Annotated in this window: 27 protein-coding genes; all 27 read left to right on the top strand. The window is 38.0% G+C overall.

The annotated features are described in order from the left end of the window. The first annotated feature begins 67 nt into the window (after positions 1–67). The 27 genes from ACEXOE_RS21810 to pdxH all read left to right on the top strand — a co-directional run bounded on the left by ACEXOE_RS21810 (position 68) and on the right by pdxH (position 21,427). Entirely contained in the window at positions 68–1,204 is a 1,137-nt protein-coding gene (locus ACEXOE_RS21810) for a DUF4369 domain-containing protein (protein WP_394750992.1), read from the top strand. A 143-nt stretch (positions 1,205–1,347) separates the two neighbouring features. Beyond that, the gene (locus tag ACEXOE_RS21805) at positions 1,348–1,539 is read left to right on the top strand and encodes a hypothetical protein (protein ID WP_394750991.1); all 192 of its coding nucleotides are present in this window, start codon (positions 1,348–1,350) and stop codon (positions 1,537–1,539) included. A 112-nt stretch (positions 1,540–1,651) separates the two neighbouring features. Continuing rightward, positions 1,652–2,428: a hypothetical protein gene (locus tag ACEXOE_RS21800; protein WP_394750990.1), complete on the top strand. Its 777-nt coding sequence runs from the start codon at positions 1,652–1,654 to the stop codon at positions 2,426–2,428. A 125-nt stretch (positions 2,429–2,553) separates the two neighbouring features. Beyond that, positions 2,554–2,880, top strand: coding sequence for an ArsR/SmtB family transcription factor (locus ACEXOE_RS21795; RefSeq protein ID WP_394750989.1), 327 nt, complete (start codon positions 2,554–2,556; stop codon positions 2,878–2,880). Next, positions 2,877–3,335: an SRPBCC family protein gene (locus tag ACEXOE_RS21790; RefSeq protein WP_394750988.1), complete on the top strand. Its 459-nt coding sequence runs from the start codon at positions 2,877–2,879 to the stop codon at positions 3,333–3,335. The genes ACEXOE_RS21795 and ACEXOE_RS21790 overlap by 4 nt, the downstream gene beginning before the upstream one ends. 17 nt (positions 3,336–3,352) lie before the next feature. Continuing rightward, the gene (locus ACEXOE_RS21785; RefSeq protein ID WP_394750987.1) at positions 3,353–3,598 is read left to right on the top strand and encodes a DUF1059 domain-containing protein; all 246 of its coding nucleotides are present in this window, start codon (positions 3,353–3,355) and stop codon (positions 3,596–3,598) included. A gap of 137 nt (positions 3,599–3,735) precedes the next feature. Continuing rightward, complete coding sequence (locus tag ACEXOE_RS21780) at positions 3,736–4,320, top strand: Crp/Fnr family transcriptional regulator (protein WP_394750986.1); 585 nt, start codon at positions 3,736–3,738, stop codon at positions 4,318–4,320. Between the two features lie 152 nt (positions 4,321–4,472). Beyond that, positions 4,473–5,105: an FMN-dependent NADH-azoreductase gene (locus tag ACEXOE_RS21775; RefSeq protein WP_394750985.1), complete on the top strand. Its 633-nt coding sequence runs from the start codon at positions 4,473–4,475 to the stop codon at positions 5,103–5,105. A 20-nt stretch (positions 5,106–5,125) separates the two neighbouring features. Then, the gene (locus tag ACEXOE_RS21770; protein WP_394750984.1) at positions 5,126–5,629 is read left to right on the top strand and encodes a DUF1440 domain-containing protein; all 504 of its coding nucleotides are present in this window, start codon (positions 5,126–5,128) and stop codon (positions 5,627–5,629) included. A gap of 190 nt (positions 5,630–5,819) precedes the next feature. Then, positions 5,820–6,098, top strand: a complete 279-nt coding sequence (locus tag ACEXOE_RS21765) for a lipocalin family protein (protein WP_394750983.1) — start codon at positions 5,820–5,822, stop codon at positions 6,096–6,098. 114 nt (positions 6,099–6,212) lie between these two features. Next, positions 6,213–6,641, top strand: a complete 429-nt coding sequence (locus tag ACEXOE_RS21760; protein ID WP_394750982.1) for a hypothetical protein — start codon at positions 6,213–6,215, stop codon at positions 6,639–6,641. Continuing rightward, positions 6,638–7,087, top strand: a complete 450-nt coding sequence (locus ACEXOE_RS21755) for an SRPBCC family protein (protein ID WP_394750981.1) — start codon at positions 6,638–6,640, stop codon at positions 7,085–7,087. Before ACEXOE_RS21760 ends, ACEXOE_RS21755 begins: the two co-directional genes overlap by 4 nt. Positions 7,088–7,093: 6 nt before the next feature. Beyond that, positions 7,094–7,897, top strand: a complete 804-nt coding sequence (locus tag ACEXOE_RS21750) for a helix-turn-helix domain-containing protein (protein WP_394750980.1) — start codon at positions 7,094–7,096, stop codon at positions 7,895–7,897. Between the two features lie 72 nt (positions 7,898–7,969). Then, a complete protein-coding gene (locus ACEXOE_RS21745; RefSeq protein ID WP_394750979.1) occupies positions 7,970–9,331 on the top strand; it encodes a S41 family peptidase in 1,362 nt (453 codons plus the stop codon). Between the two features lie 104 nt (positions 9,332–9,435). Continuing rightward, positions 9,436–10,176, top strand: a complete 741-nt coding sequence (locus tag ACEXOE_RS21740) for a DUF2268 domain-containing putative Zn-dependent protease (RefSeq protein ID WP_394750978.1) — start codon at positions 9,436–9,438, stop codon at positions 10,174–10,176. 65 nt (positions 10,177–10,241) lie between these two features. Then, positions 10,242–11,069 (top strand): LytTR family DNA-binding domain-containing protein, encoded by an 828-nt coding sequence (locus ACEXOE_RS21735; RefSeq protein ID WP_394750977.1) that lies wholly within the window; start codon positions 10,242–10,244, stop codon positions 11,067–11,069. Between the two features lie 88 nt (positions 11,070–11,157). Further along, positions 11,158–12,324, top strand: coding sequence for an alpha/beta hydrolase (locus ACEXOE_RS21730; protein WP_394750976.1), 1,167 nt, complete (start codon positions 11,158–11,160; stop codon positions 12,322–12,324). A gap of 55 nt (positions 12,325–12,379) precedes the next feature. Then, the gene (locus tag ACEXOE_RS21725; RefSeq protein ID WP_394750975.1) at positions 12,380–12,910 is read left to right on the top strand and encodes a GNAT family N-acetyltransferase; all 531 of its coding nucleotides are present in this window, start codon (positions 12,380–12,382) and stop codon (positions 12,908–12,910) included. 49 nt (positions 12,911–12,959) lie between these two features. Further along, positions 12,960–13,346, top strand: a complete 387-nt coding sequence (locus tag ACEXOE_RS21720; protein ID WP_394750974.1) for a VOC family protein — start codon at positions 12,960–12,962, stop codon at positions 13,344–13,346. 131 nt (positions 13,347–13,477) lie between these two features. Continuing rightward, positions 13,478–14,377, top strand: coding sequence for a hypothetical protein (locus ACEXOE_RS21715; RefSeq protein WP_394750973.1), 900 nt, complete (start codon positions 13,478–13,480; stop codon positions 14,375–14,377). Between the two features lie 239 nt (positions 14,378–14,616). Further along, entirely contained in the window at positions 14,617–15,408 is a 792-nt protein-coding gene (locus ACEXOE_RS21710; RefSeq protein ID WP_394750972.1) for an alpha/beta fold hydrolase, read from the top strand. 134 nt (positions 15,409–15,542) lie between these two features. Then, positions 15,543–16,037, top strand: coding sequence for a DUF2306 domain-containing protein (locus tag ACEXOE_RS21705; RefSeq protein ID WP_394750971.1), 495 nt, complete (start codon positions 15,543–15,545; stop codon positions 16,035–16,037). Positions 16,038–16,190: 153 nt separating this feature from the next. After that, positions 16,191–17,567 (top strand): alpha/beta hydrolase-fold protein, encoded by a 1,377-nt coding sequence (locus ACEXOE_RS21700; RefSeq protein WP_394750970.1) that lies wholly within the window; start codon positions 16,191–16,193, stop codon positions 17,565–17,567. A gap of 130 nt (positions 17,568–17,697) precedes the next feature. After that, entirely contained in the window at positions 17,698–19,383 is a 1,686-nt protein-coding gene (locus tag ACEXOE_RS21695) for a sensor histidine kinase (protein WP_394750969.1), read from the top strand. After that, positions 19,380–20,072 carry a LytR/AlgR family response regulator transcription factor gene (locus ACEXOE_RS21690; RefSeq protein ID WP_394750968.1) on the top strand — a complete coding sequence of 231 codons (693 nt, stop codon included), beginning with the start codon at positions 19,380–19,382 and terminating at the stop codon, positions 20,070–20,072. The genes ACEXOE_RS21695 and ACEXOE_RS21690 overlap by 4 nt, the downstream gene beginning before the upstream one ends. 202 nt (positions 20,073–20,274) lie before the next feature. Next, complete coding sequence (locus ACEXOE_RS21685; protein WP_394750967.1) at positions 20,275–20,739, top strand: nuclear transport factor 2 family protein; 465 nt, start codon at positions 20,275–20,277, stop codon at positions 20,737–20,739. Positions 20,740–20,851: 112 nt separating this feature from the next. After that, on the top strand, positions 20,852–21,427 hold the full coding sequence (gene pdxH / locus ACEXOE_RS21680; RefSeq protein ID WP_394750966.1) for a pyridoxamine 5'-phosphate oxidase: 576 nt from the start codon (positions 20,852–20,854) through the stop codon (positions 21,425–21,427). The last annotated feature ends 5 nt before the right edge of the window (positions 21,428–21,432 follow it).

Below are 21,432 nucleotides of genomic sequence, written 5' to 3'. Positions count from 1 at the left end.
CTACACTTTTGTGTAATGCATGCTTTCCCAATTATGTTCTTCTTTGTATTGCTTAAAACCAATAATCATGAAGAAATTGTTATTCATTGTAATCCTTATTGGACTTATTTCATCTTTCAACTCCTGTCAAGAAGAAAATCAAGGGTATAAAATAACAGCAACCCTTGAAGGGTTTTCGGAAAACTCAAAAGTTGTTTTATCGGAAACGGGAAGCGCCAAAATTTTAGATTCGGTACGCATCAAAGATGGTATGTTTCAATTTAATGGAAAACTGGAAAGCAGTCCTATGCAATTGAGTATTGTTATTCTACCAAACGACGGAAACCAACCAAAGTTTACTTCTATTTTTATTGGGAATGAAAATGTGACCGTTCAAGGAAGTGCCGATGACTTCCCTGCCAAGCTGAACATAAAGGGATCCCCCCATCAAAACTTGAAATCTGCATTGGAAGAGAAAACAGAACCTCTATATGTAGCCTACGATGAAGAAATTCAGAACATGTTGGAACTCAAAAATCAAGATAAATGGAGCAGTGATTTAGAATCTACGTATTACGGGGAAACTGGTATTCTTACTAAAATTGATAATGAGATACTGACGGTTACCAAAGAATTCATAGAGAAACATATTAATACGCACTATGGACTTATGCAACTTAGTGGTATGAAGGCCAATTTATCCAAAAAATACATTGTTACACAACTCAAAAAAATCGACCCCAAGCTCAAATCCACAAAATATGCAAAAACACTTGAGGTATACCTGAACAACGATGTGCTACAAAAAGATGATCATTTTTACAATTTTAAAGCTGAAAACCAGAACGGGCAGATTATTGAATTTTCAGATTTTTTCGAAGAGGAAAAGTATGTGTTGTTAGAATTTTACTCTCCCCATTGCAATTGGTGTAAAATGGCCCTTCCCAACATAAAGCAACTGGCCAAAGCTCAAGTAGACATCTTAAAAGTAGTAACATTTAATGTGGATAAAGACAAAGAAGATTGGCTTAAAACAAATGAAAAAAACAACACTGGTTGGTCTAGTTTATGGGATAAAGATGGGAGACATAGTGAAACCTATACAAAATACAATGTTCAAGGAACACCAACCTATTATTTATTCAACAAGGAAGGAAAAGTAGTGAACAAATGGACCGGATTTGACAATACTACCATTCAAAGTATTGAAGAAGCGTTAAATTGATTCACGGATCATTTGTAACGACTATTTTTTGCTTTCTGCTCTGGAAGCAATTCTTTTCTGGCTTTCACGGGAAAAATAAAGTATGCCCATTTCATGTAACAAAACGCCAAAGATGTTACTTATAGAATATAGCAAAGAAAACCATGAATACTTTCAGAAGAAGAAAAGCCTTATTCTTAATTCCCTTTGGACTGTTTTTAATCGCAGCTGCCCAAATTAGTTCGTATTACCTCCCTTTATCAGATGGGTTACAGGGTGGTTTCATGGGCTTGGGCGTAGGTTTATTATTGACTCCATTGATCATCATAAATTCCAGGTCCAACGGAGCTTCCTAAATCCTAAAGTCGCATAACATCACCCTTTCCTAAAACTGCTTCATTTTTGGGGCAACTTTCTTTCCTGGCTCGCTTAAAAGAAGTATTTTAATAGTGTTTTTGAGGGAAAATTATGGGAAGAGTACATTTGTTCGAATTTGAAGACCAAAAATGGTTTCCAGCTTTTTTGAGAAACTACGGAACTGACTTTCTACAATTTTTGTCCAATAAAACAAAAATGTACAAAGCCGTACTTCCAATTATTGAAAAAGGACTTCGTAAAAGTGGTACCTCCAAAATTATTGATTTAGGTTCCGGCGGAGGTGGTGGACTACTTTGGTTGAACACGGAGTTAAAAAAAAATATCCCCGACCTTAGTATAACGGTAACGGATCTCTACCCCAATATTCCAGCATTTAAATACACCCAAGAACAAGCAAATAACATTACTTTCATTGAAAAATCAATAGATGCCCGGAAAGTACCTCCAGAATTGAAAGGTCTCAGAACGCAATTCTTGTCTTTGCATCATTTTAGACCCGAAGATGCCAAACAAATTTTACAAAATGCGATGGATTGCCATAGCGCAATTGCCATCTTTGAGGCTCAGGAAAGAAGCATTCCTAGTATTCTGGCCATGCTATTTTCTCCCTTGAGCTTATTGCTGACCACTCCCTTTATCCGTCCCTTTAAATGGGGACGTATCCTCTTTACCTATATTATTCCTATAGTGCCGCTCTTTGTATTCTGGGATGGTATTGTTTCTGCGCTCCGCACCTATTCCGTAAAAGAAATGAATGCCTTGGTCAAAGACTTGCAAGGAACTGAACACTATGATTGGGAAATGAATAAAGTAAAATCCGGGCCAGGGGTTATCCTATATCTATTGGGCACGAAAAAAGAAGCATAAATCTTTTGCGCTTATTTCCCCACCTATTTTTAGAAACGTACGTTTCCATTGCTTGTCTTTAAAAATAAATTTGCGTAACCAAATGATTACATTTATATTTGTAACCAAACAGTTACATAATTCTTATGAGAAGAGATGTTTTTCAAGCCATTGCCGATCCGGTCCGCCGGGGTATCATTGAACTCCTGGCCGAAGAAACACGTACTGTGAATGCTATTGCCGAAAAGTTTGACATCAGTCGCCCCGCAATCTCAAAACACTTAAAGATTTTGAAGGAATGTGATATTATTGATTTTAAAAAAGAAGGCCGGGAACGTTTGTGTTTTATTCAACCCCAAAATTTAATTCCCGCCTTTATGTGGATCGATCAGTATAGAAAATTATGGGAAGACAAAATAGATGCCTTTGAACAATATGTAACCCAACTACAATCTAAAACAACTTCAAAATGAATACATCCAGCGAAAAAGAGAAAAGAACCGTTACGATCAAGCGAATCTTAAATGCTCCAATACACCTTGTATGGGAAGCCTGGACACAGGCAGATCATATTGCCGTTTGGTGGAGTCCAAAGGGAGTCACCACCAAAGTAGTAGCACACGATTTTCGCGTAGGCGGTACATGGAAGTACATTATGCCAATGCCCAATGGACAAGAATTTATCGCTGAAGGGGAATACACGGAAATTGAAGAATTCAAAAAAATTATTTCCACAGCAAATTTCAGGCCTATGACCGAAGGTGTGGAAATTGAAGCCTGGTTTACGGCAAAAGACGACAAAACTGAATTTACATTCAAAGTGGTACACCCTACGGAAGCCTATAAGATACAACAGGAAAAAATGGGTATTATGAATGGTTGGGGCGGTGTATTTGACCGTCTTGAGGAGCTTCTTAAAAATATTTAATCAATACAAAATGGCTTATGAAAACAATGACCTGCAAACAATTGGGAGGTGCATGCGAAATGGAATTTCGTGCAAACTCCTTTGAAGAAATGGTAGCACAAAGTAAAAAGCATGGAATGGCAATGTACCAAAAAGGAGATGAGGCCCACATTAAGGTCATGAACCAAATGAAGGAAAATATGAAGACCCAGTCCCCTGAGGCCATGAAAGCTTGGTTTGATGCGAAAAGAGAGGAGTTCAATGCGCTTCCCGAGCATGAATAATATAGTATTTTCCAGAAAAAAATCATTTTTTCACATCCATAGTGCTGTAAGGAAACTATAGATTATATTTAGGTTTAAAAATAGGGCCGTTTTACCCCCTATTCCTTTTGAACAAGGGTTTTAATCATGTCCAATAAATGAATACGCAAGCATTCTTCCAGCATTTAGGTCGTACCATTTCACTTTCCGATGAGGAAATCGCTTTAATATCGGCAAGAATCAAAAATAGAACCTATTTAAAAGGTCAGTATATGGTACAACAGGGAGATTCTTGCCATTACCTTAATTTTCTAATTTCAGGATCGGTAAAGACTTTCCATATAGATGCGCAAGGAAAAGAACATATCTTTAGGTTCGCCATTGAAAATTGGTGGACCACGGACCTTCCCAGTTTTATCCAAAAAGGTATTGCAAATACCAGTGTGCAGTGTTTGGAAAAAACCGAAGTAGTTCAAATTTCATTGGCGCATTTAGAGGTCTTATATAAAGAAGTGCCTCCCTTGGAATATTTTTTTCGTACGCTTTTTCAAAATGTTTCCATATCCTTGGAGAAACGTATCATTTATAATTTGAGTTATTCCGCTAAGGAAAGGTATCTTCTCTTTAGAGAAGAATATCCGCAATTTGAACAACGTATTCCCCAATATATGATAGCTTCCTATCTGGGAATATCAAAACAATACTTAAGCGAAATTCGAAATCAATTGGCTTTTGACCACTAAGAATGTTCGTCTATCTGAACTGTATTTGTTCAACTAGTTGAACCTTAAATTCTCTTTTCTACACCAACTTTGCACTATCAATTGGTAAACATTGGATGTCTTCTTGGATAGGCACTTAAAGTGTTTGCCTTAACCTTTAAATGTAAACTCTAATGTGCAAAATTCTTCAAATTATTGCCTCCCCTCGGGGAGTACATTCCAAATCCGCAGCCTTATCACATACGTATTTGGAAATTCTTAAAGAAAAAGACAAGAACATTTCCGTTGATGCTATAGAACTTTGGAAGGAAAAGCTGCCAGAATTCGACGCCAATAGGGCCGCAGCAAAAATGACCTTCTTTGGTGATGGGGAAATGAATGAAAGTAAAAAGTCGGCCTGGGATACGGTCTTGCAAATCACGCAACGCTTTCTCGATGCCGACCATTATGTATTTGCCATACCTATGTGGAATGGCGGGATCCCTTATAAAATGAAACAATATATAGATATCATTACCCAACCCGGGTTATTATTTGGTTTTGATCCCGAAAATGGGTACTCAGGTCTGTTAAAAGGAAAAAAAGCAACCCTATTTTACACCAGCGGAGTCTATGCACCTGGGGCAGCTCCAAAATACGGTAGTGACTATCATTCCAATTACTTCCATTGGTGGTTAAACATGATCGGCATCACGGCTATTGAAGAATTGCGATTTCAGCCATCCTTATTGACAGAGGACCCCATCAAAGATTTTGAAGCAGCCCTATTGCGTACAAAGGAATTGGCGTATTCCAAAGATGTATAACAAAAAATAAAAAAAACGTCATGATAAATTCAGTGTCTCTCTTTGACTTTACAAAGTCATCCAGTTCAATTAAAACCTTACTTTGGTCAGGGTTAATAGCGGGCATTCTAGATGCCATAGCCGGAGTAATCGTTTATTATTTTTATTTCGATTTAAATCCGCTACAAGTCTTGCAATTCATTGCTGCAGGAGTTTATGGCCCCGAGGCTATCAATGGGGGAATATCCATGATTCTTGCCGGGCTCTTCTTTCATTTTTTAATTGCTTATGTGGTAGCCATCATATACTTCTTTGCCCATTCTACCCTAGCTGTATTGCGGGGAAACGTTATCGTCATTGGGCTTTTTTACGGTTTAGGAATATGGTTGGTCATGAATCTACTTATATTGCCTTATACCAATATTCCAAAATCTCCTTTTGACCTTGGTCTGGCGCTAATAGGAATTGCATGGCATATGGTCTTGGTAGGACTGCCTATTGCCCTGATCACTTCCAATTACCTTCCTAAAAAGGAAATGTTGTAAACTTTTTTTGGAAACCAACTCCCTTTCAAACCATCCCTTATAGCTTAAGCACAAGTCCATCACTTGTGCTTTTTCTATTGGTGAAGGTTTAAATAATAAAAAAATAACCGAACTTTAAGACCGTATGAAGCATAGATTGGTCAAAATCGGAATCTTATTAGTAGTGTTTATACTATCATGTACCTCCAACATGGAACAGCGCATAATAAAGCGGTGGAGGGTGACCAAAATGGAAAGAATGACCAAGCCTTTGGACATTTACCCCAAAATGAATTATCATTTCAAAGCCGACCATACTGTAGCTATGATTACCCAAATTGGGAGTACACTAAAAGGCATATGGAAGCTTAAGGATAGTGTTTTAACCATCAGTGTTAAAGGGGAAAGCAAGGAATTTAGTATTCAGAAATTAACAGAAGACACTTTGATAGTATCGTCTGGGGAGTTCCGTTTTTATTTAAAAGAGTAGGTCTACAAAAACCTTTGCCCCCTACGTTGCCATAAAGGCTCTTATACATTGCATCATCTCAACGTAAAAACAGATGAAAATTAAAAAAGATCAACCACATCTAAACTTTATAAAATGAATATTAAATTAGCATTTCACTATATCAGTTATTTGCAATATCCGTTAATGCTCATTGCATTATACTTTGCCATTAAACCCCATTTTAATGATATGGATATAGATGGGATAATTAAAGAATTCAATAATGTATTAATTTTTATGGGCCTTGGGATAAGTTTCTCGACACTTCAGGACACCACAAAAACACAAAATAAATTGTCCAGAAAAATTTGGGAACATCCCGTAAAGGGAAAAGTGCTTATCGGTATGATGTTTCTTATTACACTATTTCTCATGATAAGAGGCTTAACTGGTTATTTTAGTAGTGTCAATAGCAACCTAAAGGAACTATCCATTGGCATCATAATATTGGCCATTGGCCTACTAGGAATGTTAAAATCTGCCATAGAAATGTTTGAAAACCATAGAAAAGACAAAAAATGAAGTATGAGGACAAACCCATTCTTGTAACGCATATTTTTAACAGCGCAATAATAGCTGTTTGGAAAGCATTGACGGTACACGAGGAAATGAAACAATGGTACTTTTCCAATATTCCTACTTTTGAAACTCGGATTGGATTTAAAACAAGTTTTATTATTGAAGTTGAAGATAGGGTATTTCCACATGTATGGAAGGTAATGGAAGTAGATGCCCCCTATAAAATAGCCTATGAATGGACCTTTGAGGGGTATCCAGGTCGTGGAGTTTCTTATTTTGAACTTACCCCTTCGGATACACGAACAAAATTGAATTTCAGCTTCACCACTCTGGAGCCGTTCCCCGATACCATTCCAGAGTTTAAGAGAGAAAGCGGTGTTGCCGGATGGAATTACTTTATCAAAGAGCGTTTACACGCGTATTTAGAAGCAAAAAAGGATAATAAGTAACGTTCTATGGAATATTCGGAAATGACGGTTCTAAACAAAGGAGAATATACGGGTGATATTGTTCGCAGTCATCAAATGGAAGGCTGTACGATTACCAACACGGTGTATGCAGCCAAAAAAAACAATCCCGAATGGCACTATCATGAAAATCTTCATATTTGCTTTGTATTTGAAGGCGGCAAATCCCAAACAAAACACCAGACTAGGTATAGCAAAAAAGAAGGTAGTATTTTCTTTTATCATGCAGAGGAACAACATCGATGGATCAGCCCTACTCCCATTGCTAAAAGTGCCAATATTGAAATTGAAGATTCCTTTCTCAAGGAATATGACCTTAAGCAAGAAGACATTAAAACGGCCATTCACTCCAATATCAATGCCAAAGCTTTGATATTGAAAATGCAGCATGAACTGTTGCAACAGCATGGTGGCGAGTATCTATCCAAATTGTTATTGGAGCTTGTTTCATATCAAAATGAAAAAAAACATGCTTCTCTTCCCAGATGGGCCGAACTTTTAATGGAACTGTTACATGACCAATGGAATGAATCCCTGTCACTTCAGGAGATAGCAATCCATGTTGGCGCCCATCCGGTGACCATTTCAAAAAATTTTCGAAAGTACTTTCAATGTACCCTAGGAGAATATCAACGGAAGTTGAAAATTGAAAAGAGTATAGATCTTATCAAAAACACGGATTTGTCACTCTCAGAAATTGCATTTTATTGTGGATTTACGGATCAAAGTCATTTCATACGAAATTTCAAACAACAGACGCACTTTTTACCAAAAGGGTATAGGAGATTTTAGCGATGGGCTAATCTCATTCTATTTTTGACGTTTCTTTCCCGCTACTTTTACAGACATCAAAAAACGAATCTAATGAACCATCATTGCAAAACCTTAAGCACTTTCTGTGTACAAAAACTAGTTTTACTCCTTTTAATTTCGCTATTCCATACCGGAATCCACGCTCAAAAACAGGCTGCTGACCAAGTTTCACGTGCAGAACTAAATACGCTCATCGACTCTATTTCCGCTCTTGTTCCACGGTACTACATCACTCCCAAAATAGGACAACAAATCGTAGATTATATCCAAGTCAAAAATAGCAAAGGTCATTATAGCACGATTACCGATCCGCGGATACTCTCGGATTCCCTTAGTGCAGATTTACGGGCTATTAACGGGGATTTACACATGGATATGATTTATAGGTCCCCAAGGGAAATGGCAACGGAAAACACCTCCTCCATACAGGTTAATGAAAGCGGACCTTGGACCAATTATGGCCTAAGTGAAGTCAAGATTCTGGAGGGCAATATTGGTTATCTAAAAATTAAACATTTCACGCGGCACCAATACCTAGAGGCTATTAAACCTGTCATTGCCAATGCTTTTGAAATACTCAAAAATACTGATGCGCTTATTGTGGATGTACAAAATAATGGCGGAGGTTTTGAAGAAATGGTCGCCCATTATATCAGCTACTTTTTTGACAGCAAAACACCAATCCACCTTTCCGATTATCGGTGTACTTTACATGATCACACCTATGGCGTCTCTACGGATCCCAATATTTTGGGGACCAAATTGCCCAATATCAAATTATATGTTCTGACCAACGCAAATACGGGATCGGCAGCAGAATCTTTTGCCTATATGCTCAAACATTTGGAAAGGGCAACGATTATTGGAGAAATTACTGCCGGAGCGGGAAATGGGGCATCGGTTCACGAAATAAATGACCGTTTCAGCATACAACTATCCACCGAGGAAACCATCAATGCCATCACTAAAACCAGTTTTGAAAAAATTGGCGTCATTCCCCATCATCAGGTAAAGGGTAGTACCGCCTTTCCCAAGGCATACCGCATGGCACTAGAGTATGCCAAAGAAAAGAATATCAAGGAGGTGCACCCTTCCAATTATGAGCATTTAATTTCCTTTATCAGTTCATCTAAAAATAATGCGCCTGTGGATATTGGCATCTATTCCAAATACTTGGGCGTATACAAGGGAGGGGCGATCCAAATTACCATTAGCTTGGAGAACAACAATCTTTACGGACAAATGCGATCTAAAGGCGGTAAGATGGCATTGACTCCCCTAGAAAATCACATATTTAAAGTAGGGAATCTTAAGGAAAGAATTCAATTTATATTCAATGAAAAAGGTGAGGTAAAACAATTGATCGGCATAGATTCGCCAATGGAACTCACCAAAATACCCCATGTTCCTTGAAACAAAATTCTAAATCCACAATGTCTTCACACAAGGATTTTCTGTTAAAAAAAAGGAACATGTAACCCTTTTGGTTTTTTCTTGTCTTCAAGAAAAAGCATAACATGAACAAATTAAAAAGCTACACCATCATTGCTCTATTCTTAGGAATTGGCTGCAAGTGCAAGCCTACAACAACCGCAAGCGGAATAGCAAGTATCACCTATAAAGAAGAAATTGACACCTTCACAAATGATCAAAAAAAATTGATTCAAGAAGTCGTCTTAGCTTCCGAAAAAGAAGTACGCGCACTTTTACCCAAATTACCTAAAGAAATTCAAGTGGAAATAGAAATCGTAGATTGGGACCTAGATGCTGTAGGCGGTGTCACGGGTAGAACAGAGACCAACTCCCCTCCCTTTGTGGCCATTCAACTATCGAACAAATTTCCCGGGGGTCCTACTACATCGATAGGCACCTACTTAAAATCTACTCTTTTTCATGAATTTCACCACCTTTATAGAGGTTGGGCCATTAAGGACAATACATTTGCCCAGGGAATAGATATCGCGGCGATCAACGAAGGTTTGGCCGTTGTTTTTTCCCAAGAATACACCCAAATCATCTTAAAGGCCGATAATCCTCCTGAAGATGCTATTGCTGAGCAATGGGCCAAAGAAATTTTGGCACTGCCCAAAAATGCAAACTACAGGGAATGGATGTTTGAACACCCGGATGGGAGATTGGCCATAGGCTATAGAACAGGGAATTTTATGGTACGAAAAGCAATGGCAAATGCTAAAAAAGGGATTCTAGAAATGAGTCAATACCGTCCTGAGGAAATCTTAGAAATTGCTGGATATTGATGATGCTAACATTCATAAGCACTTCGTGTATTCTTTTTTCAATTGATTTACGCTACTTTTAACGCATGAAGTTTCTTCAAAAGAAATATCTTTTAATAGCGTTGTTGATCTTTGTCTTTGCGCTGGGGTATACTTTAATGATCGCTGTTCTGTTTGCTCAAGACAGCGACTCTATCTACTATTATAAAGATTCTAGTTTGTTCATGGGTCTTTTTGGTATCATTGGCGTGATTATCGCTCATCAAATCGATTCTAAAATCAATAGCTTAAATGTGCAGTTTGTTAAGCGTATTTACATTGTTCAATTTGTTATAAGTTTAGCTAGTACTTTATTTCTACTATTCCTGATTTCATGGCTTATAAACGGTTTAACCCATAAAACCTGGACACTGAATTTCACCTTTTTAAAAGAACAAATGTTATTGGTCAATTTTGAATTGATCATTGTACTTGCCTATTTGACCATATCGTATTTCACAAAAGCCGTAACAAAACAAAATAAGTCCCTGCGTCATGAAAATAATGAAATGAGCATTGCCTTAAATCGTTACTTGCAACGGGTTTCTTCAACATCGAACAAAAAAACCACTATTATACCCACCTCCAAAGTTTCCTATTTTAAAATGGATGAAGGCGTTATTTTCGCCTGCAAAAATGAAAAAGTAAAATATCCACTAAGCATTACGACACTAAATACTTTGGAAGAACAATTGAATCCTTCTTTATTTTTTAGGATTAATAGATCAGAAATTATAAACATTAATGTTATTCAAGGATATGAACCCTATTTTAAAGACCGATTAGCAATCACTTTAATTGACATCCATACTCCTTTTTATACTTCAAATGCCAGATCCTCTGCTTTTAAAGATTGGGTCGTACGCCCACTTTAACAGAAGTCCCATTCAATTGAAAAACACCCCAGTTTAAAAGAAATCTTCCAATACATCGCCATTTTAAAGGTTTTTTTACAAAAAAAAGATGTCGATTTATTCTTTCTATAAAGGCTTGAGCAAACGCAAAAAACTAGTATTGATAGGCTCCCTACTCAGTATTGGCGTCAGTCTTTATTTTGTTTTTCAACAAGCTGGAACTACTTACGATTTACCTGCACTTTCAAATGCTAAAAATAGGTTCTCTAAAAGACATATCTCCAATTACTTAAAGAAAGATTCCTTCGAATGGTTTTTGGTCACTCCCGATGGTGTTCCCTTATATGTTTTGGAAGCTGGGAAGGGAAAAACTATTGTGAGTCTTCACGGGGGCTTTGGAATGTCTCATGATTATATGCGCTCGTTTTTAAGCGCTTACGAGAAAGATTATCATATGGTATATTATGACCAAAGAGGTTCCTTACGTTCTTCTGTTCCCAATAACAATTTGGATAAATACATTACTATGGATAATATGGTCAATGATCTAGAACTCTTAAGGCGTGAGTTGAAAGAAGAAAAGCTTACTATTATTGCCCATTCTATGGGTGCAGTCTTAGTTTATGAGTATATGAAGCGATTTCCAGATAAGATCAATGACATTATTATAATTTCAGGTTTTACGCCCAAATTTCCTTCAACCAATGCCGGGCTTTATGATATTTTCACCTCTCAAAGAGAACGGGATAGCTTCGCAAATAGAAATGCGGTCAATGAGGAACTACTTCAATTAAATAAAAGTTTAGATACAACATCTAGCGAATATGTATACTTACGCTGGAAAATACAATCTTCCGCGCTTCAAATTTATGATTTTACCGGTTGGCGCAATACGCAAGGAGGCATTGGATATTTCAACCAAAAAATAAATAAAATCATTGGTCCTGAAAGCAATATTCCCTTATGGTACGGAATACGATATTACCTGAAAGAAAGGCAATTTAAAAAAGGGACCTTAGATGTGAACAATACCAACGAATTTAGTTCCCCAATAAACTACTTACCAGAGATTCACAAACACAAAGGATCTATTACATACATCTTGGGCAGATATGAAATAGGGGATTGGAATTTAAGGCTCCACAACCGTTACCTTAAAGAAACCAAAACCTTAAAAATGCACATTTTCGAACAATCTGGTCATATGATTTGGCTAGATGAAACAGAAAAATTTCATGCCGTTCTTGGAGAATGTCTCAAACGGATAGCTTCATAGCAACGGAATTTAGTCGTAAAGACGTATCTTAGGGTTGGCCATATGATACAGTTTTATGACAGGAGATCGTGTTGACATACGCATTGCAAATAAAGATGATGTTCGGTTTATAGCCTTATTGGGAAGGGTTACCTTTACAGAGACCTTTGGTCATCTTTTTAGGGATAAACAAGACTTATTCGCCTATTGCGATGCTACTTTTTCGGTACGAAAAATTGATGCCAGCATGCAAAAATCCGATAGTGTATATTGGATTGCCTTCAAAGATCAGGTAGCGGTAGGATATGCAAAACTCAAATTGAATTCCCCTTCCGAATTCATTAATTCGGAAAAGGTTTGTCAACTCCAAAAAATTTATGTCCTCAAAGCCTATCTCTCTTTAAAGATTGGATTTGGGTTACAAAATGCCCTTTTTGAAAAAGCAAAAGAAAAAGGGTTTCATAGCATCTGGCTATCTGTTCTCAATAGCAATGAGAGGGCGTTGAGCTTCTATAGAAAAAATGGATTGCAAGAAATTGGCCAGCATGATTTTCAAATCGGAAAGGAAAAATTTGAATTCACGGTCATGTCCAAATCATTGAATTAAAATAGCAATAAACAGAATATCATATAACATCGCCTTTGAATTCTTTTACATGAAAATTGAACACATTGCAATCTGGGTAAAGGACTTAGAACAGATGAAAGCTTTTTATTTAAAATTCTTTGATCTTCATTCCAATACAAAATATTACAATCCAAAGAAGGAATTTAGCTCCTACTTTCTTTCTTTTAAAAGTGGAGCCCGCATTGAGTTGATGCATCAACCCGAAATTGCCCGTGTACTGCAGCAAAAGAAAATGCAATTAGGTATTACTCATTTTGCCATTTCTGTAGGAAGTAAGGAAAAGGTAGATGCATTAACAGATCACATACGGGAAAATGGGTATTACGTTGTGGGGGAACCCAGAACCACTGGAGATGGATATTATGAAAGTGTCATTTCCGATCTTGAAGGAAACCTTATCGAGATTACCGTATAGGTTCATACCACAACTATACGCCACAGCTATGCCCCGATCAATTTAGACAAAAACATCCCGTTGTACCCTTGCGTACCCCAAAAACAATTTAAGCGCTTATTTTAGAACAGCACAAAATAATCTTAAAACCAATGCGTACATCTTTACTTTTTTTGCTTGCCTTATCTTATTCTGGTATTCTCTTAGGCCAAACACAAGATCATAAATCCATTAAAGTAGAAACTTTGGCTCCTAATTTCAGGGCAAACGGGGCGGTATCCGTAGATCAAGATGGCCACGTCAACATCTCCGAATACGGGGTTTTTATCAATACGGGTGGCAATGGAAATTCCATTTTTAAATTGGATGCTTCCGGGAAAATTCTGGATACCATTTCTAATCTATCTGGCCCAATGGGCACAGTAACCGATGCAAACAACAACCTTTATGTTAACAATGATAATAATATGACTAGAGGTCAAATACTGCGCATTAGCCCTGAGGGAGATCGAAAAGTCTTTGCCACATTACCAGGTTGGCCCAGCGGTATGGCCATGGATACCCAAGGTACTTTATATGTTACCAATTACAATGCTCCAAGAATAGATATGATAGATGCCCATGGCACTGTAAGTACCTTTGCCGAAGATCCGCGTCTCTCAGGTTGTGTGGGAATCGATTTTACCAGCAAGGGAGAACTTGTAGTATCTAATTTTTATACGGCTACCATATTCTTGATTAATTCGAAAGGAGTGATCAAAGAGCTTGTTACTTTAAAAGATATCGTTGTACAAGGATGGGGAATTGGCTACTTGACGGTTATAGACGATACGATCTATGCCACGGGTATTGCCGTAAGCAAGCTTTTCAAAGTTTCTTTGGATGGCTCCTATGAAATCTTTACAGGCAATGGAAAAGCGGAATCTGTAAACGGCATTCTACAATCGGCTTCCTTAAACTATCCCAATGGAATATCGAGTGATAAAAAAAATAAGATCCTGTATATTTCAGAATACGGTCCGGGTGGAGGCATTCGCAAAATACAATTATAATTGTATTGGCCCTTCATGTGAAATAGGTTGCTTGTAAGGGGTACTATCCTTCATTGGGGAATCTCCATTTCCAGTCCCAAAGGCATCATGTACAACAAAGCACTTAAAACACTATATTTGCAGTGTTATCCCGAGAAAAAATCTCTTCCTCGCACAACATCGTATTGATTTTCCATAATCATTCCCCAGATTTTTTCGGTATAACAGCTAAATAATATACCTATAAACCTACAATTCAAATGAAAACAGCTATTACTTTTTTATTTCTCCTCTTAATGACCCTCCCTACCTATGCGCAAACACCTAAAAAAGCAGAATCTACATTCGTTAACGGAAAAAACATCTATTATGAAGTCTACGGTAAAGGCACTCCCCTTTTCCTTTTACACGGCTATACCCTTTCTTCACAGTCTTGGTTACCTTATGTACAGGATTTCGAAAAAGACTACGAAGTTTACCTCATTGATTTAACCGGACATGGAAAATCCGATATATTCCAAGAAAAGCTATCCATAAAATCCGTAGCGGAAGACCTCAATGCCCTGACACAGTATTTAAAATTAGATAAAATCAAAGCCATAGGCTTTAGTTTTGGGGGAGATGTTCTTTATCAACTGGCATTGCTCAATCCTTCATTGATAGCATCCATGATTACTATAGGAGCGGTTGGCACCTGGACCGTCAAAGATTTTCCGGAGTACCAAAAAGCCTTTACCTTCGAGAAAAAAGAGAACTTCCCCTGGCTATCGGACTACCACAAATCCGATGAAAAAATAAAGGCGCTCATGACACAATTCAATAATTATATTGTGGAACTCTCCAATGAGGAATTACAGCGCATACAGCCCGAAGTATTGATTATGGTTGGCGACAATGATGAAGGCATGGATATTACTGAGATTGCACGAGTTCGAAAGAATTTACCGAAATCCGACCTCTGGATCCTACCCAATGTGGCGCACGGGGCCCATGAAGGCGAGACCAAGGCAGAATTTATACAGAAATCAAAAACTTTTTTTACAAAGAAGTAGATCCATAAGCCTCTTTTGTTGTTTTTGATCAAAAAACCGATAACGCTTTTACTACAGTTCAGACCTTAAAAACTACAATTCGGTATCTTGAACTTTGTCCATTTCGGTGTAAAAAATAGGTTTGTTAAAAAAACATGTTTTCAAACACTACAGGAATCGTTCATTTGATCGCCTCCATTATTGCACTACTAACGGGCACCCTTGTTCTTGTCATGACCAAAGGAAGTCCTATCCATAGAAAAGTGGGGTATTTATATGTCTTTTCCATGAGTATCTTATTGGGGTCTTCCTTTATGATTTATAGATTGCATGGCACCTTTGGCATACTACACCTATTTTCCGTGATCAGTAGCCTGACCTTATTGGCCGGAATGATTCCCATGGTTCTCCGAAAGCCAAAGAATTATTTTAGTTATCATGTCAGTTTTATGTATTGGAGTGTTATTGGCCTCTATTGTGCCTTCTGCGCTGAAGTTTTTACGCGTATCCCCTTTCTCATTGAAGTAGAGGAGCACTTTTTTTCCATTTTTTATGCATTGGTCGGTATTTCTATTGCTATCGTTAGCGGTATTGGTTCCCGATATTTTAGGAAATATAAAAAAGGCTGGGAACAGCTTCGTTCCGCATAAAGACAGAGTATCACCCAACTTCATTGTTTTTTTATGCCTATGTGTGTTATTCGGAAGACCCTAGTGCGTTTCACATTTTTGGTCAAAAAATTACTTTTCAAAACCGCTATTCTTGTGTTTTCATTTTTTAATTATCATCAAAAAACGCAGCACATGAAATCTTTCAAAATCTGTTTTCTCCTCCTTTATTTTGTCCATATTTCTAGTTTACAAGGACAGGACCATCCTGCCGGCCATCAATTTTCGTTTACCACAACGATACCATCCACTTTTTTAAATGAAGTTAGGCCTTTTAGGGTACAACTTCCGACAAGTTACTATCAAAACAAAGCAAAGAAATATCCCGTCCTCTATGTTTTGGATGCAAAAAACTTGGAAAAACATACGATTTTCATCCACGATTATTTATCCCAAAAAGGACATATCCCTGAAATGATTATTGTGTCCATTCCCCATACAGGACAGCGAGATCGCGATTACAAAACCTTTTTTCGAGATTCCGATAAAGTCAATGAAGGCGCAAATCACTTTTTGAATTTCATAGCGAATGAAGTCATTCCCTTTATGGCCAAAAATTATCGCACGAATGACTACAGGATATTATCCGGGCATTCCAATAGTGGCTTGTTTGTCATTCATTCCCTAATTAAACGTCCCGATCTTTTTAAGGCCCGTTTTGCGTTTAGTCCTTCCTCACATCATATTCCCAAACAACGGGAATTATTGGCAAAGACCTTCCAGAAGCATCCAGATCTAAAAACCTATTTTTATATGAATGTCGGCGGAGCCGAATTCTATAAAATGAGAAATGCCTTTAAAGAGGTAAAAAATATATTCGAGACCCATGCGCCAGAAGGACTTCGTTATGATTTTGATTTCAGTACTGTAGACGGGCACCAAACAACCCCCTTCATAGGGCAGCATTTGGCCTTTAAAAAATTATACGCGCCTCACAAATTACAAATAGAGGATTATGAAAGCATGACATTTCTACAATTGCTGGCCCATTTTGATAAAACCTCAGCTGAATTTGGGTATACCGTTATTCCATCTGAACGGGAATTAGGAAATATGGGAAACTATTATGTGAATTTCGTCCCCAATCTAAACGTACTTAAGAATTTAATTAAGTGGGTGCAACACTATCATCCCAATTCTGCTTTAATTGGCGGAAACTCTTCATTCTATGAAAACTGGCTTACCTATGGTATTGCTAAAAAAAACATCTATACTGCTGCCGAAAAACCGGATGAAGATGTCGTTACCCGAATGGGGCGCCGATATGCAAGCGAGGGGCAGTATGAAAAAGCCATTTTCCTGTTGGAATTGGCTTTAGGCTGGTATCCAGAATCCTCTTTTGTCTACAACAACCTTGGGAGTACCCATGAAAAACTAGGAGATTTCAAAAAAGCATTGAAAATGCATCGGAAAGCGCTCGCCCTTGCCAAAAAAACAGATAAAGGCAAAGAAAAAATACAGCTTCACCTAAAAAACATCGAAAAAATAAAGGAAAGACTGGTCCGCAACTAATTTACTTCCCAGTCATTTCATAGTCATTGGCATATTCAGTCCCATGAAGTATATTCGTTAGCGTAATCGTATCCCATAACAATTGAAACTCGTCATTGCCTTCATATTCCTTTTGTTTGAATTAACTCCTATGATGGGTCAGGATGAAACACCGGTTTATTTGGGCAATGCCATTGATTTGATCAACTATCCAGCATCCCAATTGTACAAGGGTGCTGAACGCGAATTTATTGCCGATGGATTAAATGTAAAAGGGATTTATGAGACCGTCCGCCAGGAAAAAAACCTTTGGCATTTGTCCACCACCTTTACAATTACACAAAAAATGATGGAAGAGGAGGATGTTTGGCTGCAATTCCGTAGCAATATCTACGCAGCATCGGTTTACCTTAATGACGAGCTGCTTTTTAAGAACGGTGTATTAAAATCGCGTTCCTCCGCTTTAGTTCCAGGGAAGAATCTTGTGCAACACCGTCTTCCCAGAAAGCAACTCTTTCCCGGAAAGAACACCATTATCATCACATTTTCAAATTATAAAAATCAAGATGCCACCATAATTCAGGACTTGGCTATTGGCCCCTTGGGCAGCTTTCACAAAAACAGTCTCATAATGACCTTTGCCCCGCTATTGTTCAGTGGAATATTTCTATTTGCACTTCTGATCAATATGGGATTGTATTTCGCTTTACAGCGAAAAAAGACTTTTATAGTTCTGGCATTACTATTTTTTGTCAATAGCCTTTTGGTCCTTTACGAAGTAGGGTACTGGAATGGCCTCGTGGACGCTACCTCCTTGGTCCACAGCCATGCTTTACGAAGTATCTTGGAATATCTGGTATACTTTATCCTACTCTTTGTAGTGTATTTTGAATATGGGCTTTCCAAAAAAGTATTGGGGTATGGGATTCTTGGGTTCCTCTTCGTCTATGGGCTTTCTTACCTTCTAAACCTCCCACAAGCTTTAGTACTAAGTAGTGTGCCTTGTATATTCAGTATATTTTTCTGTCGTAAGGATCGTTTCTTGATTCCTGCTGCCTTAGGTATTGTTTTCCTATTTAACCTCATAGACGACCTTAATCTTATTGAAAATTTTGAGTTTGTAAATCGCCATTATATGGTGACTTCAATTATCTATAAACTGGATAATTTGGGCATGATTATTTTTGCATTAATGATGATTTTCAGTTCGGCAAAAAGCATCTTAGCCAAGACCATGGCCCTTAATGAGGCCAAACTTCGACTGAATCGTCTAGAATATCAGTTTCTACAAAAACGGATTCTTCCCCATTTCTTGGTCAACTCCTTAATGTCATTACAACAGCTGATATCCAAAGAGCCCGATAAAGCCAGCGAAATGGTAGAAGCCCTATCCGAAGAATTTCATGTATTGGCCGCCATGGGCAAGAAAAAGTTGATTCCCATACAAGAGGAAATAGAGATGTGCCACAACCATCTTAAAATCATGAGCATTCAACAAAGAGCCCATTATTATTTAACGACCAAAGGCATTCTTGGACACGAAACCATTCCTCCGGCGATCATCCATACTTTGATAGAAAATGGGATAACACATGGATACTCCGGAAATCAAGATGCCCATTTTGAACTTCATAAAGAAGAAAAGGAATTTGGTATCCAATACCGCCTTGTGAATGACAGTAAGACTGGCTTGGCATCTTCCAAACCCGGATCGGGTACCGGATTCAAATATATTGAAGCTCGTTTGGAAGAATGCTATCCCGGAAAATGGAATTTGCATTCCCGTAAAGTGCCGGCAGGTTGGGAAGTAATCATTGAAATTCATCTAAAGCCATGAGAATACTCATCATTGAAGATATCACCTTAGTGGCAGAGCGTATTGCTGATCTGACCAAAGAACACCTTCCTAATGCAAAAGTGACTATTGCCCATAGGTTGGAAGAAGCACAAATACGCCTTCGTGAAGAGGTTTACGATCTGCTCTTTCTTGATCTTAACCTCAATGGAAAAAATGGTTTTGAGCTATTAAGATCTTCCTTATCCACTTCCTTTCAAACCATAATCATCACGGCCAACAAGGAAGAAGCCCTAGCTGCTTTTGATTTTGGGGTTTTGGATTTCATTTCCAAACCTATTAGTGAAAAACGCTTTGAAATGGCCATCTCCCGATTTTTAGAAGGCCCTAATGCCCAAAGGAAAAAAACCCAATCCCTTACCGTGAAGTCCAAAGGCGTTGTTCAACTTATTCCAATAGCACAGATTCGGTTTATTAGAGCCTCAGGGAATTATTCCGAAATACATACTTCTAAAAAAAATGCGTTGTTGCACGATAAAAATTTGGAAAAACTCTTAAAATTGCTCCCTGAGGATTTTATACGAATTCATCGTTCCTATATTGTTCCAAAAACAAAAATAACGAAGGTGTTAAAACATGGAGGAGGAAAATATAGTATTGCGTTGCAAGCTGGAGAGATCATTCCCTTAAGTCGTGAAGCTTATAAGATATATTTTAAGGAAGAAGCCTAAGAAGGTTACGCGCCATCTAGGCGTATGGTCAAAACCCAATACATGGCAATGGCCTGTTTTTTTTGAAGTCTACAGTATATCTGTATTTAATGCCAAGTAGGCTCTACTATTCCATTCGTTTACAATTAACGCACCATTAACATTTTTTTCTCCCCTATACTTTATTTTTGAAGGGCTAACCTTCACTTCTAAATGAAACAAGATGAAATCATTCAAACCAATCCTTTCAACTTTTGCCCTATTTTTTATGATCAGCATGGGCAAAGCACAAGAAGTTAGTACAGCACATAAAGATTCCTTAGAGACGCTCGTCAAAAAATACTATGCATTAAACCTCAAAGCATTTCAAGCAAATTCCAAAGTTTCCGATATTGATGCCATTTTTGACTTATTCTCGGACGATTTCACTTATGTCCATCCTAAATACGGAGGAACCTATACTAGGGAAGATCTGTACAAGGGTTATGTCAGAAACCAGAAAAACGGAGGTTATGACGGTAGTGTTCTTGATATTAAAACCCCCAATACGATCATTGGACTGAATGCTGTGGTGGTGGAGCGAATATATGTGGAGAAGAAAGAAGATAAAGTCACCGAAGGGGAGCCCCAAATGACCTTTTTTGAATTTAAAAATGGGCAAATCTCCAGAATTTTCGAATATTGGTAGTATTTATGAATCATCCCTATTAAACCTACACACTTCAGCGGCTTTCCAATGAAACTAAACTATGCATCTGTAGTGGCAAAACTGATTACATCCATCCTGACAAATATTAAAAATGAATCCAATATCCCTATTTAAACAATGGTTTTCGGAAGAGTTGGAAAAAAGTACTTTAGACCTTCCCGCAGCCTGTTGCTTATCTACGCTAAGTGAAGATGGGTACCCCAATGCCCGTTTTGTTTCTTTAAAAGAAGTTATGGACGAAGCCTTTATCATAACCGGCCCTTTAGATTCCAGAAAAGGAAAAGAAATAAGGCATTCCGCCAAAGCTGCCCTGACCTTTTGGTGGACCAGCATGAAGCGACAAGTCCGGATACAGGGCGATGTCCATAAAATTTCCGAAGCTGCAGCAACGATTTATTTTCAGGAGCGGAATAGAGATTCCCAAATTGTTTCCTCTGTTTTTGAGCAGGGAAAACCTGTGGAAAACATCACTCACCTAGAGGCGCTTTTTGAAACAGAGAAAAAGAAGGTGGGGAATGGGCCCATTGCACGCCCTGAAGATTGGGGCGGCATCGCTATCACTCCCAGAAGAATAGAATTCATGGAATTTCAAAATACCAGACTGCATCAAAGGACCCTTTATACCAGAGCAAACGATGACTGGACAGTAGCTATCCTACAACCTTAAATCTC

The organism is Spongiimicrobium salis (assembly GCF_043678055.1).
Taxonomy (GTDB): Bacteria; Bacteroidota; Bacteroidia; order Flavobacteriales; family Flavobacteriaceae; genus Spongiimicrobium; species Spongiimicrobium salis.
This window is presented reverse-complemented; position numbering and strand designations above follow the sequence as displayed.

What these genes read in the sequence shown, in the direction of transcription:
- ACEXOE_RS21810 (WP_394750992.1), top strand. Translation starts at nt 68, where the DNA reads ATGAAGAAATTGTTATTCATTGTAATCCTTATTGGACTTATTTCATCT.
- ACEXOE_RS21805 (WP_394750991.1), top strand. Translation starts at nt 1,348, where the DNA reads ATGAATACTTTCAGAAGAAGAAAAGCCTTATTCTTAATTCCCTTTGGA.
- ACEXOE_RS21800 (WP_394750990.1), top strand. Translation starts at nt 1,652, where the DNA reads ATGGGAAGAGTACATTTGTTCGAATTTGAAGACCAAAAATGGTTTCCA.
- ACEXOE_RS21795 (WP_394750989.1), top strand. Translation starts at nt 2,554, where the DNA reads ATGAGAAGAGATGTTTTTCAAGCCATTGCCGATCCGGTCCGCCGGGGT.
- ACEXOE_RS21790 (WP_394750988.1), top strand. Translation starts at nt 2,877, where the DNA reads ATGAATACATCCAGCGAAAAAGAGAAAAGAACCGTTACGATCAAGCGA.
- ACEXOE_RS21785 (WP_394750987.1), top strand. Translation starts at nt 3,353, where the DNA reads ATGAAAACAATGACCTGCAAACAATTGGGAGGTGCATGCGAAATGGAA.
- ACEXOE_RS21780 (WP_394750986.1), top strand. Translation starts at nt 3,736, where the DNA reads ATGAATACGCAAGCATTCTTCCAGCATTTAGGTCGTACCATTTCACTT.
- ACEXOE_RS21775 (WP_394750985.1), top strand. Translation starts at nt 4,473, where the DNA reads ATGTGCAAAATTCTTCAAATTATTGCCTCCCCTCGGGGAGTACATTCC.
- ACEXOE_RS21770 (WP_394750984.1), top strand. Translation starts at nt 5,126, where the DNA reads ATGATAAATTCAGTGTCTCTCTTTGACTTTACAAAGTCATCCAGTTCA.
- ACEXOE_RS21765 (WP_394750983.1), top strand. Translation starts at nt 5,820, where the DNA reads ATGGAACAGCGCATAATAAAGCGGTGGAGGGTGACCAAAATGGAAAGA.
- ACEXOE_RS21760 (WP_394750982.1), top strand. Translation starts at nt 6,213, where the DNA reads ATGAATATTAAATTAGCATTTCACTATATCAGTTATTTGCAATATCCG.
- ACEXOE_RS21755 (WP_394750981.1), top strand. Translation starts at nt 6,638, where the DNA reads ATGAAGTATGAGGACAAACCCATTCTTGTAACGCATATTTTTAACAGC.
- ACEXOE_RS21750 (WP_394750980.1), top strand. Translation starts at nt 7,094, where the DNA reads ATGGAATATTCGGAAATGACGGTTCTAAACAAAGGAGAATATACGGGT.
- ACEXOE_RS21745 (WP_394750979.1), top strand. Translation starts at nt 7,970, where the DNA reads ATGAACCATCATTGCAAAACCTTAAGCACTTTCTGTGTACAAAAACTA.
- ACEXOE_RS21740 (WP_394750978.1), top strand. Translation starts at nt 9,436, where the DNA reads ATGAACAAATTAAAAAGCTACACCATCATTGCTCTATTCTTAGGAATT.
- ACEXOE_RS21735 (WP_394750977.1), top strand. Translation starts at nt 10,242, where the DNA reads ATGAAGTTTCTTCAAAAGAAATATCTTTTAATAGCGTTGTTGATCTTT.
- ACEXOE_RS21730 (WP_394750976.1), top strand. Translation starts at nt 11,158, where the DNA reads ATGTCGATTTATTCTTTCTATAAAGGCTTGAGCAAACGCAAAAAACTA.
- ACEXOE_RS21725 (WP_394750975.1), top strand. Translation starts at nt 12,380, where the DNA reads ATGACAGGAGATCGTGTTGACATACGCATTGCAAATAAAGATGATGTT.
- ACEXOE_RS21720 (WP_394750974.1), top strand. Translation starts at nt 12,960, where the DNA reads ATGAAAATTGAACACATTGCAATCTGGGTAAAGGACTTAGAACAGATG.
- ACEXOE_RS21715 (WP_394750973.1), top strand. Translation starts at nt 13,478, where the DNA reads ATGCGTACATCTTTACTTTTTTTGCTTGCCTTATCTTATTCTGGTATT.
- ACEXOE_RS21710 (WP_394750972.1), top strand. Translation starts at nt 14,617, where the DNA reads ATGAAAACAGCTATTACTTTTTTATTTCTCCTCTTAATGACCCTCCCT.
- ACEXOE_RS21705 (WP_394750971.1), top strand. Translation starts at nt 15,543, where the DNA reads ATGTTTTCAAACACTACAGGAATCGTTCATTTGATCGCCTCCATTATT.
- ACEXOE_RS21700 (WP_394750970.1), top strand. Translation starts at nt 16,191, where the DNA reads ATGAAATCTTTCAAAATCTGTTTTCTCCTCCTTTATTTTGTCCATATT.
- ACEXOE_RS21695 (WP_394750969.1), top strand. Translation starts at nt 17,698, where the DNA reads ATGATGGGTCAGGATGAAACACCGGTTTATTTGGGCAATGCCATTGAT.
- ACEXOE_RS21690 (WP_394750968.1), top strand. Translation starts at nt 19,380, where the DNA reads ATGAGAATACTCATCATTGAAGATATCACCTTAGTGGCAGAGCGTATT.
- ACEXOE_RS21685 (WP_394750967.1), top strand. Translation starts at nt 20,275, where the DNA reads ATGAAATCATTCAAACCAATCCTTTCAACTTTTGCCCTATTTTTTATG.
- pdxH (WP_394750966.1), top strand. Translation starts at nt 20,852, where the DNA reads ATGAATCCAATATCCCTATTTAAACAATGGTTTTCGGAAGAGTTGGAA.